Annotated in this window: 11 protein-coding genes and 2 pseudogenes; 6 read left to right on the top strand and 7 right to left on the bottom strand. The window is 69.3% G+C overall.

The annotated features are described in order from the left end of the window. Positions 1 to 19: 19 nt before the first annotated feature. On the bottom strand, positions 20 to 637 hold the full coding sequence (locus IE263_RS02905; protein WP_189931788.1) for a TetR/AcrR family transcriptional regulator: 618 nt from the start codon (positions 635 to 637) through the stop codon (positions 20 to 22). 130 nt (positions 638 to 767) lie between these two features. On the opposite strand from IE263_RS02905, the gene IE263_RS02900 reads away from it, so the two are divergent. From IE263_RS02900 to IE263_RS02880, 5 genes are all read left to right on the top strand, one after another. After that, positions 768 to 1,970, top strand: a complete 1,203-nt coding sequence (locus tag IE263_RS02900; RefSeq protein WP_189931786.1) for an MFS transporter — start codon at positions 768 to 770, stop codon at positions 1,968 to 1,970. Positions 1,971 to 2,331: 361 nt separating this feature from the next. Continuing rightward, positions 2,332 to 2,544, top strand: coding sequence for a hypothetical protein (locus tag IE263_RS02895; RefSeq protein WP_189931784.1), 213 nt, complete (start codon positions 2,332 to 2,334; stop codon positions 2,542 to 2,544). 51 nt (positions 2,545 to 2,595) lie between these two features. Next, positions 2,596 to 3,216: a restriction endonuclease subunit S gene (locus IE263_RS02890; protein WP_189931782.1), complete on the top strand. Its 621-nt coding sequence runs from the start codon at positions 2,596 to 2,598 to the stop codon at positions 3,214 to 3,216. Beyond that, complete coding sequence (locus IE263_RS02885; protein ID WP_189931779.1) at positions 3,213 to 5,264, top strand: N-6 DNA methylase; 2,052 nt, start codon at positions 3,213 to 3,215, stop codon at positions 5,262 to 5,264. Before IE263_RS02890 ends, IE263_RS02885 begins: the two co-directional genes overlap by 4 nt. Before the next feature lie 271 nt (positions 5,265 to 5,535). Further along, a complete protein-coding gene (locus IE263_RS02880; protein WP_189931777.1) occupies positions 5,536 to 6,960 on the top strand; it encodes a recombinase family protein in 1,425 nt (474 codons plus the stop codon). A gap of 73 nt (positions 6,961 to 7,033) precedes the next feature. Here the strand turns inward: IE263_RS02880 and IE263_RS02875 are convergent. Further along, a pseudogene (locus tag IE263_RS02875) lies at positions 7,034 to 7,180 on the bottom strand (IS30 family transposase); the annotation flags it as partial. Here IE263_RS02875 and IE263_RS02870 point away from each other — a divergent pair. Then, a pseudogene (locus tag IE263_RS02870) lies at positions 7,146 to 7,590 on the top strand (NUDIX hydrolase). The pseudogenes IE263_RS02875 and IE263_RS02870 sit on opposite strands and share 35 nt — an antisense overlap. 104 nt (positions 7,591 to 7,694) lie before the next feature. Here IE263_RS02870 and IE263_RS02865 read toward each other — a convergent pair. The 5 genes from IE263_RS02865 to IE263_RS02845 form a co-directional block, all read right to left on the bottom strand. Then, positions 7,695 to 9,353, bottom strand: coding sequence for a long-chain fatty acid--CoA ligase (locus IE263_RS02865; RefSeq protein WP_189931774.1), 1,659 nt, complete (start codon positions 9,351 to 9,353; stop codon positions 7,695 to 7,697). A gap of 143 nt (positions 9,354 to 9,496) precedes the next feature. Beyond that, positions 9,497 to 10,045 (bottom strand): SigE family RNA polymerase sigma factor, encoded by a 549-nt coding sequence (locus IE263_RS02860; RefSeq protein WP_189931772.1) that lies wholly within the window; start codon positions 10,043 to 10,045, stop codon positions 9,497 to 9,499. A 239-nt stretch (positions 10,046 to 10,284) separates the two neighbouring features. Next, positions 10,285 to 11,451: a lipid-transfer protein gene (locus IE263_RS02855; RefSeq protein ID WP_189931770.1), complete on the bottom strand. Its 1,167-nt coding sequence runs from the start codon at positions 11,449 to 11,451 to the stop codon at positions 10,285 to 10,287. Continuing rightward, a complete protein-coding gene (locus IE263_RS02850; protein WP_189931767.1) occupies positions 11,448 to 11,867 on the bottom strand; it encodes a MaoC/PaaZ C-terminal domain-containing protein in 420 nt (139 codons plus the stop codon). The genes IE263_RS02855 and IE263_RS02850 overlap by 4 nt, the downstream gene beginning before the upstream one ends. Next, positions 11,864 to 12,796 carry a bifunctional MaoC family dehydratase N-terminal/OB-fold nucleic acid binding domain-containing protein gene (locus tag IE263_RS02845; protein WP_229910764.1) on the bottom strand — a complete coding sequence of 311 codons (933 nt, stop codon included), beginning with the start codon at positions 12,794 to 12,796 and terminating at the stop codon, positions 11,864 to 11,866. Before IE263_RS02845 ends, IE263_RS02850 begins: the two co-directional genes overlap by 4 nt. Positions 12,797 to 12,851 lie beyond the last annotated feature (55 nt).

The raw sequence follows: 12,851 nt of genomic DNA, 5'->3' as shown, positions 1-12,851 counted from the left end.
GGTCCCTGACCCCCGGTCCCTACTTGGCGATCAACCTGCGCGCCGCCTCCTTGACGGAGGCGCGCAGACGTTCGTGGTCGGCGTCCTCGCCGCCCACCACGATGCGCCGCATCTGGGGGACGACGGCGGACCAGTTGGCCAGCGCGATGAGCAGGAAGAGCAGGTCACGGGCCGGGATCGCGTCGGTGATGACGCCGCGGTCCTGGCCGTCCTGGAGGGCGGCGACCTTCTGGCGGTAGTGGTCCTGACGCTCGGTCTCGTCGGGGAGTTCGGTGGTGCCGTACTCCAGGCCCTCCCAGAAGAGCAGGCGCAGTACCTCGGGGTGGGCGGCGTGGTAGTCCATCACGCGGTCGATCCAGCCCTCGATGTCGTCCGCGTCGACGGGGACGGCTTCGGCCAGGTCGAGCATGGACTTCTCCAGGACCCGGGTGAACAGCTCCGCCTTGTTGCCGAAGTACGCGTAGATGAGCTGCTTGTTGGCCTTGGCCTCGGCGGCGATGCGGTCGATGCGGGCGCCCGCGACGCCGTAGCGGGCGAACTCGGCGACGGCCGCGTCGAAGATGCGCGCCTTGGTGGCCTCGGGGTCGCGGGGCGTCCGCGCCGTCCCGGGCGTGCCGGGCGTCCTGGTGGTTGCCATGCGGGCATGGTACCGAGACACGTAACCAACTAGTTGGTTGACGGGAATGGCCGGGCGCTCCAGACTGTTGACCCTCCCGTTCCAACCAACCAGTTAGTTGTTAGAGTCGGCTCGAAGGAGCGTCTCCGCCATGCCGTCCGCAGTCACCGCCCGGCAGCCCACCGCAGACATCCAGCGGCCCCCGGCCCGCACCACCCGCCTGCTCCTCCCCCTCATCGCCCTCTGCACCGCCGTCACCGCCGCCAACATCTACGTCGCGGCCCCGCTGCTCCCCCTCATCGCCCACGACTTCGGCTCCGCGCCCTCCGCCGTCGCCTGGATCGCCTCGGTCGCCCAGTTCGGCTACGCCGCCGGCCTGCTCTTCTTCGCGCCGCTCGGCGACCGCGTGAACCGGCGCCCGCTGGTCGCCGCCCTGTCCCTGGTCACCACGGCCGCGCTGGTCGCCGGGGCCGTGGCCTCCGGCACCGCCACGCTCGCGGCCGCCGTGCTCGTCGCCTCGGCCGCGACCGTCGTCCCCCAGCTGCTCGTGCCGCTGGTCGCCGAACGCGCCCCCGCCGACCGCCGCGCCCGCCATGTCGCCGCCGTCATCTCCGGCCTGTTCACCGGCATCGTCGCCGCCCGCGTCCTGGGCGGACTCGCCGGGCAGGCCTTCGGCTGGCGGGCGGTGTTCGTCGGCGCGGCCGTCCTCACGGCGGCGCTCGGTCTGCTGACCGCGGCCGTCCTGCCCTCCGAACGCCGCCGCCCTCGCGACGGCGGGCTCTTCGCCGGTCTGCGCGCGATGCCGGGCCTGGTGCGCCACTCGCCCGACCTGTGGCGGGCGTGCCTGCGGCAGGCGGGAATGTACGGCGCCTGGAGCGCCCTGTGGACCTCACTGGCGCTGCTGCTGACGGGCGAGTCGTACGGCCTGTCCACCGCCACCGCCGGGCTGTTCGGCCTCTTCGGCCTCGCGGCCAGCGCGGTCGCGCCCGTCGCCGGCGGCCTCGTCGACCGCTTCGGCGCCGCCAAGGTCGTCCGCCACGCCTATCTGCTCGCGGCGGTCTCCGTACCGCTGTTCTGGCTGGGCGGGCACGTGATGCCGGCGCTGTTCGTGGCCGCGATCGCCCTCCACGCCGCCCTGGTCGCCTCCCACGTCGCCAACCAGACCCTCGCCCTGACCACCACCTCCGCCCCGGCCACCGCCAACAGCGCCTACGTCGTCGCGGGCTTCGCCGGCGGCGCCACCGCCTCGGCCCTGGCGGGCCTCGCCTTCAGCCACTGGGGCTGGGGAGGGGTCGTCGTGGTGGCGGGGCTGTGGCTGGCGCTGGGGTGGGTCACGACGTCGGCGCGGCAGTGAGGGGTGTAAAGGTCGCGTAGTCCCCTACTGATTCATTCATTCACGCCGCTATGTCGACGGTCGACACCAATAAAAATGCTGCATCACCCAGGTGATGCAGCATTCTCGTCCGCCCGCGAAGACACCACGCAACGCGAAGACTCCTTCGCGAAACGCGAAGACACCTTCGCGTCTAGCGTGATACGGTACGACCACCGAGGCTGGGGTTCTCCGGGTTCGGCGCGGTGCTGCGGGGGCGGAAGTCGCCTACCTCGGCCTGCCAACGCTGAAAGACAGATCGCCGCACCGCCCGACCCGGGGTCCAATCCAAGACGGACGGTGCGGCCCGACCGCCCCTGAGGGGGCTTACGGGAGGATTCTCGTGAGAATCATCAACACCCATGATGCCTGGCCCGGGCCCAAGCAGGCCAGGAAGGCCACGGTCGTGCTGGTGGTGATCGTCGCCGTCGTGGTCCTGGCCGCGCTGGCCGGACACGGGACGGCTGCGGTGGTCACGGTTGCGCTGGCCGCGCTCACCGTGGCGGTGGAGGAGCTGCTCCGTGCGGCTCTGCGGTACTGGTTGCGCGTCGCCTGACGACGTCGACGAGGAAGGACGGGTCGTACTGTGCGAGGAGGTCACACATCCATGGCTCATGACCAGCCCTGGCGTGCCTCCGGGACCACCAGGCTCCCGCTGGGGCACTGCTGTCAGGTCACGGCCGGCCCGTCCGGCTCCCTGCTCGACACGCTCCATGATGGGCCCAGCGGTGTTCCGGTGATCGCACCTCCTGATCTCACCGAGCACCTCACCGTGGACACCCGGCGGATTCGCCGGGTGCCCGACTCCCAGGCCCAGCGCCTCGCCCGCTTCGCCCTGCAGGCCGGGGACATCCTCCTCGTCCGGCAGGGCACGCTCGGCCGGCTGGCCCTGATCGGGGCCGAACACACCGGCTGGTTCTACAGTTCGTCCTGTCTGCGCATCCGGCCCGACCGAACGCGCATCCTCCCGGAGTACCTCGCCGCGTATCTGGCCCATCCCCCGGTACAGCGCGAGCTGGTCGCCCAGGCTCAGTCGGGCACAGTCCCCTCGCTCAACTCTGCCATGCTCAACGAGTTCCCCGTCGAGGTCCCGCCGCTGGCCCGCCAGCAGAGCGTCGTCGACGCCCTCGCCGACATCGACGAGCAGATCGAGGTCCAGAGAATGATGCTCAACCGTCTGGTGACCCTGCGGCCGTCGGTCTTCGACAAGCTCACCAGAGGGGAGTGACCGAGTTGCTGGGGAAGCACCAGGAGCCTCTCACGGTTGACCGTCTCGAGGACTTCCTCCTGCAGACCGCGGACCGACTGCGCGGTGAGGTGAACCTCCCGGAGTTCCCCCAGATCATCGGTCCGCTGCTGCTACTCAAACGCGCCTCCGACCAGCCCGGCTTCCTGCGCCTCCCCGAGGACGCCCACTGGAACTCTGTGCTAGACCGCGGCTGGGGCCGCCTCGGGGAGTGCCTCGACAGGGCACTTGCCACGCTGGAGGCCCACAACTCGGGACTGGCTGATCTCTTCCTCGACGTCCACTTCGACGGGCCGAAGCAGAACGGGCACGTGCTTGCCGAACTCGTCGGCTCGGTCAGCCAGTTGTCCTTGAGCGACGACGATCTCGAGTTCCGTGACGTGGTGGGCCGGGCCTTCGACCGGCTCCTCACGCGCAGCGCGTCGGCGACGGGTCTCAAGGGAGCCGAGTTCTTCACGCCGCGGGCTGTGTGCCGGCTGATGGCCGAGCTGGTCGACCCTCAGCCGGGGCAGTCGATCGCCGACCCACACGCCGGCTCGGGTGGCATGCTGGTGAGCGCCGCCCAGTACGTCACCGAACACGGCGGGCACCAGGCGGACCTGGCTCTGTACGGACAGGAGAAGAACGGCACAGCGTGGCGCACCGGAAGGCTCAACCTGCTGTTGCACGGCCTCAGAGATCACGAGGTGTCTCACTCCGACTCGCTGACCGATCCCCTCGAGCGTGACGACGACTACGCACTCGCCCGCTTCGACCGGGTGCTCACCTCACCGCCGTTCTCGATGAACTACAGCCGGAACGCGATCAGGCATCCGGAACGCATGCGATACGGCTGGGTCCCCGAGGGCGGCAAGAAGGCCGACCTCATGTTCGTCCAGAGTGTGCTGTCCGTGCTGCGTCCCGACGGGACCGGAGCCGTGGTGGTACCGCAGGGCGTGCTGTTCCGTGGTGGTACGGAGGGCGAGATCCGGCGCGGCCTGATCGAGGAGGACCGGCTCGAAGCCGTGATCGGCATCGGGGCGAACGTCTTCTACAACACGGGCATCCCCGCGTGCATCCTCGTCCTGAAGGGCTCCCACGGTCGCTCCGCGGACAGGCGCGGCACCGTCCTGTTCGTCAACGCAGAGCGCGAGGTGACCGTCGGGCGTTCCAAGAACAGGCTCGACGCCCAGCACATCGCCAAGATCGTGGATGCGTTCCTCGGCCGGGCCGACGTCCCCGGCTTCGCCCGCGTCGTCTCCCTTGAGGAGCTCAGGGACAACGACTTCAACCTGAACATCCGCAGATACGTCGACGCCGGCCCGCCCCCCGAACCGTTGCTGGACATCAGCGCGGCACTCACCGGTGGCGTTCCCTGGCGGGAGATCGAGAGCCAAGCTGACCAGTTCCGCGCCTTCGGTGTCAGCCTGGACGACCTCTTCCTCCCCGATCGGCCCAGCTACGGACGATTCCCCGACGCTGGCTACGAGGCGACCGCCGCCCGCATTCCCGACCTGGCCTCCGCCCGGGAACAGCACTTCCTCACCGGAGTACGCGCTTGGTGGACGGGCCAGTACGAGATCGTCAGCGGCCTGGCGAGCGTGGGCCTGGCTCCTGCGGACGTGCGGTCCCAGCTCGAAGCGTCGCTCTGTGAGGAACTGCTCCATTTGGGAATCCTGGACAGATACCAACTGCTCGGAGCCGTGGCCTCATGGTGGTCCGAGCACGAGGACGACCTCAGAGCACTCTCCGCCTACGGCTTCTCCGGGGTGGTTCGTCGCCGACACTCGCTCGCGCGGGGGCGGGCAGGCGTACCGAGCCGGCCGAAGCCGCTTCGACAGAGCGAAGAGGTGGACTACGTGATGGGCATGCTGGGCAGCGACCTGTACGGCCGCATCGAGCAGCTCGTCACGGGCGAACGCCAGAAGCTGGTCGAGGCGTATCTGCGATGGGGAGAACGGTACGCGACCTCCATGGCAGACCTGGAAGACCGGTACCGGACGGCGGCGAACCGGATGCGGCAGCGCATGGCCGATCTCGGCTACTCCTGACGCTGGAGTCGTACGGCGGCACGGAACCCCTGTGCCACGTACGGGAGCCGAACGCCGGGTGCGCCAACCTCGTGGCCGCACCCGGCGTGTTCAGGAGTGGCCAGAGCTGCGTGACGTTCAGCCGCGTACTGCCTGCGCAGCACATTATCGAGAACCTGCCCATACCACCGTAGTTGCGCGATAGCCTCCTGCCCTGAGATCAGTGCAGGTCAGGCTACGAAGCTGGCCACTTGTACGACGCCCGGCAGGGCGGGGAGGTGCCAAGGCGGTTGTGCGGCTCGGGGGGTACGCCCGGATCAGCCTCGACAAGGACGGCGAAGAGCTGGGCGTGGAGCGCCAGCGTCACGACTACCGACAGGTTGCCGGGGTCCGCCCTGGCTGGGAGGTAGCGCGCGACTGCATCGACAACGACGTGAGCGCCTTCAAGCGCAACGTGGTTCGCCCCGAGTTCGAGCGGCTTCTGACGGATCTCCAGTCGGGCGTCATGGACGGCGTGATCGCTTATGACCTTGACCGGCTCGCCTGCCAGCCGCGCGATCTTGAACGACTCATCGACGTGTTCGAGGACCGGCCGGAACTGGTCTTCTGCACGGTCACGAACGACATTGACCTGTCGACGTCGGACGGCCGGACGATGGCGCGGGTAATGGTGGCGTTCGCCAACAAGGCCAGCGCCGACACAGGTAGGCGCGTGGCTCGTAAACATCGCGAGCTTGCGGACGCCGGGAAGAACGGCGGAGGTTTCCCGCCGTTCGGCTGGGAGGCCGACCGGGTGACCGTTGATCCGGAACAGGCCGAGATGATCACGAAGGCACATGACGCGCTGCTGGCTGGCACTCGGCTTTCAACGATCACTACCGAGTGGCAGGGGAAGGGGATTCGCACTTCGCGAAACACAGGCAAGCCGATCACACGCGTTGCCCTGAAAGGCATTCTCACGAATCCGCGTTTGGCTGGATTTCGCCCAGTAAAGAGCCAGAAGCATATCGGTCCGGATGGCAAGCCGGTCATGGGCGTTTGGGAGCCGATCTGCACCCCCGAGAAGCTTGACGCCATTGTGGCCGTTCTTGAGAACGTCAAGTCGCAGTATAGGGCAAACAACCTCAGCAACAACCACAAGTATTTGCTCAGCGGGATCCTCCGTTGCGCCGAATGCGGCACACGCATGATTGCGAACATGCGCTCTTCTTGGAAGGAAGGCAGCAAGGGAAGCCGATTCATGTACCGCTGCCCGGCCGCCAAGGATGGTGGTTGCGGAAAGGTGTCTCGCGCTGGTGAGCCGCTGGATGAGCACATTGTGAATCTGATCCACGAGGCTGAGGCCAGACTGAAGGCTCCTGCCGCTGAACCTGCGGAGTGGCCTGGCGCCGCCCGCCTGGCCGAAGTCGAGCAGGAAATCAGCGAACTGATTTCCGCGATGAACGGAAAGAGGATTTCGGCGGCTACGGCAATTGCCATGTTGGAGCCTCTTGAGCAGGAACGCGATGAGTTGACCTACGAGCGCAGCCGACACACCGTCGAGCGAATGAAAACAACGGCCGCGACGGTCGACTTGTCCGAGGGATTCGAGCGGCTACCCATCGAGCGTCAGCGCGCTGTCGTCATAAAACATATAAAGGCCATTGTTGTGCACCCTGCAGGGCGAGGTGCCCGCAAGTTCAATCCAGAGTTGCTGGACGTCGTTTGGGTCGCCTGAGAGTCCTGTCACGGCTAAAGACCCCTTGCTCATCGATGCTTTCCAGGGGTCGTTGCAACACGCGGTCGGTTGATCAGACCGCGAGCAGTTTATGCAGGCGCTCGGCTGGGGTTTCCCAGCCGAGTGTTTTGCGAGAGCGGCTGTTCACGGCGTAGAGGCGCTCGCGGGTGTGGACGGCGAGGTCGGTGCCCTTGGGGAAGTACTGCCGCAGCAAGCCATCACAAGCGCCGAACAGCTTGGCTGTGGCCGCGTCAGCAGTCGTCACGGACGACGAGGGGCGCATTCTCCTTCAGCGCCGGTCCGACTCGGGGAAGTGGGCACTGCCGGGTGGAGGCATGGAGATGACCGACAGTTTGCCCGGCCCGGCCGTGCGAGAGGTCGAGGAAGAGACCGGCCTGGACATTGAGGTCACGGGTCTCGTCGGCACGTATACCGACCCCCGGCATGTGATCGCGTACTGCGAGGGGGGAAGTGCGCCGACAGTTCAACGTGTGCTTCCGAGCCCGCGTCGCCGGCGGGTCCCTGACGATCTCGAATGAGTCGACAGAGCTCCGGTGGGTCGACCCAGAGGAGCTGGAGAGCCTGGACATGCACCACACACAGCGGCTCAGGAATCGGACACGTCCTTGAGGGCCCGGTCGACGCCGTACCAGAGATAAGAGAAGCCCTCGACAAAGGGCGACGCACAAAGCCCCCAGCGGTTGCCAGGGGCTCTGAACAGGACCCAGCGAAGGTCAGCTGAGCTCGGTCACGTCGAGCTTGCCCAACCTGTGCGCTTCGCGAATCTTCTTCTTGTCGAACTTGCCCACGCTCGTCTTCGGGACCGCCTCGACGATCGTCCAGCGCTCGGGAAGCTGCCACTTGGCGACCTTGCCCTCCTCGGCGAGGAAGGCGCGGAGGGACGCGAAGTCGGCGGTGGAGCCCTCCTTCAGCACGACGGTGGCCAGCGGGCGCTCGCCCCACTTGTCGTCGGGGACGGCCACCACGGCCGCCTCGGCGACCTCGGGGTGGGACATCAGCGCGTTCTCCAGCTCCACCGACGAGATCCACTCGCCGCCGGACTTGATGACGTCCTTGGCGCGGTCGGTGAGGGTGAGGAAGCCGTCGGGGGAGATGGTGCCGACGTCGCCGGTCTTCAGCCAGCCGTCCTCGCTGAACTTGTCGGCGGGGCGCAGGGGTTCGCCGTCGGGGCCGTTGTAGTAGGCGCCCGCGATCCAGGGGCCGCGCACCTCCAGCTCGCCCGCGGACTCGCCGTCCCAGGGGAGGCGTTCGCCGCCGGGGCCGGTGAGGCGGGCCTCGACGCCGGCCGGGAAGCGGCCCTGGGTGAGGCGGTAGCCCAGCTCGGCATCCGTGCCGACGGCATGGGCCGGCGGGCGGGCGATGGTGCCGAGCGGGGAGGTCTCCGTCATGCCCCAGGCGTGGCAGACCCGCATGCCCAGGTTGTCGAACGCCTCCATCAGGGAGGGGGGACAGGCCGAGCCGCCGATGGTCACCTGGGTGAGGGAGGAGACGTCCCGCGGCTTGGCGGTGAGCTCGGCGAGCAGGCCCTGCCAGATGGTGGGGACGGCGGCCGCGTGGGTCGGCTTCTCGGTCTCGATCATCTCGGCGAGGGGCGCGGGCTGCAGGAAGCGGTCCGGCATCAGCAGGTTCACGCCGGTCATGAAGGTGGCGTGCGGCAGGCCCCAGGCGTTGACGTGGAACTGGGGCACGACGACCAGGGAGGTGTCCTCGTCGGTCAGGCCCATCGACTGGGCCATGTTGACCTGCATGGAGTGCAGGTAGATGGAGCGGTGGCTGTAGACCACGCCCTTGGGGTCACCCGTGGTGCCGGAGGTGTAGCACATGGCGGCGGCCTGGCGTTCGTCCAGGTCGGGCCAGTCGTAGGCGGTGGGCTTTCCGGCGATGAGGTCCTCGTACTCGTGGACCTGGGCGGTCGCGTTCGCGAGGAGGGAGCGGTCGCCGGGGCCGGAGACGACCACGTGCTCGACCGTCTTCAGGTGCGGGAGCAGGGGGGCCAGCAGCGGCAGCAGCGAGCCGTTGGCGATCACGACCTTGTCGGCCGCGTGGTTGACGATCCAGGCCAGCTGCTCGGGGGGCAGGCGCAGGTTGAGGGTGTGGAGGACCGCGCCCATGGAGGGGATCGCGAAGTAGGCCTCGACGTGCTCGGCGTTGTTCCACATGAGGGTGGCGACCCGGTCGTCGCCGGTGACTCCGAGGTCCTCGCGCAGGGCGTGCGCGAGCTGGGCCGCGCGGGTGCCGATCTCGGCGTAGGAGCGGCGGTGCGGTGCGCCCTCGCCGGTCCAGGTGGTCACCTGCGATGTGCCGTGGATCGCGGACCCGTGGGTCAGGATCCTCGAGATCAGCAGTGGTACGTCCTGCATGGTGCTCAGCACGGCGTCCTCCCAGGTGCGGCGACATTGCCTACGCGGTGGTAACGGTTGCGCTGATTCTGCGCACATACCGCGCGGTATGTCACTAGGGAGCGACGATCGATCAGGTCACTTTAAAGCGCTCGTCAAATCCCCACTTGGGCGCGTTATCGAACAACGTCCAGCTCAGGGTCCTCGCGGAGCTTGCCGAGGGCCCGGGACACCGCCGACTTCACCGTGCCGACCGAGACGCCGAGAACCTCCGCCGTCTGGACCTCGCTCAGATCCTCGTAGTACCTGAGGACGACCATCGCGCGCTGCCGGGCGGGCAGTCTCATGATCGCCCGCCACATCGCGTCGTGCAGTGCCTGCTGCTCGGCCGGGTCGTCGTCGCCCGGCTGCGGCTCGGGCTCGGGCAGCTCGTCGCAGGCGAACTCGTCCACCTTGCGCTTGCGCCACTGCGAGGTGCGCGTGTTCAGCAGGGCCCGGCGGACATAGCCGTCGAGCGCCCGGTGGTCCTCGATCCGCTCCCACGCGACGTACGTCTTGGTGAGCGCGGTCTGCAGCAGGTCCTCCGCGTCGCTCGGGTTCGCGGTCAGCGACCGGGCGGTACGCAGCAGCACCGGCTGACGGGCCCTGACGTACGACGCGAAGGACGGGTACGGGGAAGGCCGCGTCATGCCGTTCGAAGCGCGGGTGCAGACGGGTGTGGTCATGGCTCCACGCTAGGAGCGGACCCCTGTGCGGCGGATCGGCCGCAGGTGCCGAAGCAGAGTCCGCCTCAGGTTGTAGGGGTCGTACCGGCTCCACCTCCTGAAGGTGGACGAAGGGGCGGCGTCTACTGCGGGATGACCCCTGGGGGTTGGGCCGTCCGCAGCAGGGCGTACGAGAGGCGGAGAGCCGGGGGGCAGGGGCGGGTGTGTGGGAGGGCGTGTGCGGGGCCCGGGGTGCGGGCTCAGCCGTCGGCCACCAGGACCAGCCCCGACGTCGGCACCCCCGTGCCCGCCGTCACCAGCGTCCGGGCCGCGCCCGGGATCTGGTTCACGGACGTGCCCCGCAGCTGCCGTACCGCCTCCGCGATGCCGTTCATGCCGTGGAGGTAGGCCTCGCCGAGCTGGCCGCCGTGGGTGTTGAGGGGGAGATGGTCCTCGGCCGCGTAGGCGGCGGCCTCACCGGGCGGGCAGAAGCCGAACTCCTCCAGTTGCATCAGCACGAACGGGGTGAAGTGGTCGTACAGGATCCCCACGTCGATGTCGGCGGGCGCGAGGCCGGAGGTCCGCCACAGCTGACGGGCGACCACGCCCATCTCCGGCAGGCCGGTGAGGTCGTCGCGGTAGAAGCTGGTCATCTGCTCCTGGGCCCGGCCGGCGCCCTGGGCGGCCGCGGCGATCACGGCCGGCGGACGCGGCAGGTCGCGGGCCCGCTCCACCGAGGTGACGACCAGCGCCTGGCCGCCGTCCGTCTCCTGGCAGCAGTCCAGCAGCCGCAGCGGCTCGGCGATCCAGCGGGAGGCCGCGTGGTCGGCGAGGGTGATCGGCCGGCCGTGGAAGTACGCCGCCGGATTGGCCGCCGCGTACCGACGCGCCGTGACGGCCACGGGCCCGAACGCCTCCGGGGTCAGCCCGTACGCGTACAGGTACCGCTGTGCCGCCATCGCCACCCAGGAGGCCGGGGTGAGCAGCCCGTAGGGGAGGGACCAGCCGAGCGCGGCTCCCTCGGCCGTCGGTTCCCGGTGCCGTACCCCCGAGCCGAATCTCCGCCCCGAGCGCTCGTTGAAGGCGCGGTAGCAGACGACGACCTCGGCCACCCCGGTGGCGACGGCGAGCGCCGCCTGCTGGACGGTGGCGCAGGCCGCGCCGCCGCCGTAGTGGACACGGGAGAAGAAGGACAGCTCGCCCATGCCGCAGGCCTGGGCCACGGTGATCTCCGGGCTGGTGTCCATGGTGAACGTCACCAGCCCGTCCACGTCCGTGGGCCGCAGCCCGGCGTCGTCCAGCGCCGCCCGGACCGCCTCCACCGCCAGCCTCAGCTCACTGCGCCCCGAGTCCTTGGAGAACTCCGTGGCCCCGATGCCGGCGATCGCCGCCCGCCCGCCGAGGGAGTCCCGCCCCCGCACGCTCATCCCGCGCCCCCGCCCGTACGTACGTCCCGCTCCCCCTCCGGGACGGTGACCGTGACCGTGCCGGTGACGTGCCGTCCCCTGCCGTTCTCCCCGAGGACCCGTACCACCGCCGTATCCCCGTCCACCGTCTCGACCGTGCCGCGCAACACCATCGTGTCGCCCGGGTGGTTGGGGGCGCCGAGCCGGATGGCGACCTTCCGGAGCACCGCCGTCGGTCCGAAGTGGTCGGTGATGTAGCGGCCGACCAGGCCGTTGGTGGTGAGGATGTTCATGAAGACGTCCGGAGAGCCCTTCGCGCGGGCGGCCTCCGGGTCGTGGTGCACGTCCTGGTAGTCGCGCGAGGCGAGGGCACCGGCGACGATCAGGGTCCGGGTGATCGGGACCTCCAGCGGCCGCAGCTCCTCCCCGACCCTCACGCCGCCACCCCCTGGAAAACCGGCAGCACCAACTCCTCGTCGTACCGCCGGAATTCGAGCCGCACCGGCATCCCGATGCGGACCTTGTCGTACGGCACACCGACGACGTTGCTCACCATCCGCACCCCCTCGGCGAGTTCGACCAGCGCGACGGCGTAAGGGCCGGCCGCGTCAGCGGCGTGATCGGATGCGGTGAAGGCGGGGAAGGGCGGGTGGTGCATCACGACGTACGAGAAGACGGTGCCCTCGCCGCTCGCCTCGACCGTGTCCCACTCCGGTGCGCCGCAGGTGCTGCAGCCGGGCAGCCAGGGGAAGCGGAGGGTGGCGCAGGCGGTGCAGCGCTGGATGAGGAGGCGGTGCTCGCGTACGCCGTCCCAGAAGCCGGCGTTGTCGCGGTTGATCACCGGGCGGGGGCGGCGCTCCTTCGGTTTCCGGTGCGCGGGCGCGTACTTGAGGATGCGGAAGCGGTGGGTGCCGGCCAACTCGCCGTCCACGCGCACGTCCGTCCGGGTCGTGACGAAGTACCCGGTGCCCAGCCTGGTCGTCTTGCGCTCCGACACCGACTCGATCACCGAGTCGAAGGCGACCTCGTCGCCGGGCCGCAGGGGACGGACGTACTCCTGCTCGCAGTCGGTGGCGACGACGGCGGTGCAGCCCGCCTCGTCGAGGAGGGCGAGCAGCTCCTCGTAGGCCCGCGCGCGGCTCGTGTGGCCGCCGAGGCCGCCCATGGTCCACGCCTGGAGCATGGTGGGCGGTGCGATGGCGCCGGGTCCGGTGTACGCCGGGTTGGTGTCGCCCATCGCCTCGCACCAGTGCCGGATCATGGGGGCGTTGACCGGGTCCCTGCCGACGCCGGCGACGGCGGCCGGCCGGCCCTCGTAGGCCTTCAGGCGTGCCGCCCACGCGTCGTCCACGGCCACCTCGTCCACGGCCGTACTCCTTTCGCAGGCCCGTAACGGAGGACGGACGGTTTCTGACTGTCCG

The organism is Streptomyces aurantiogriseus, assembly GCF_014649375.1.
GTDB classification, from domain to species: Bacteria; Actinomycetota; Actinomycetes; order Streptomycetales; family Streptomycetaceae; genus Streptomyces; species Streptomyces aurantiogriseus.
The sequence above is the reverse complement of the archived record's forward strand: the minus strand, read 5'-3'. Positions and strand labels throughout refer to the sequence as shown.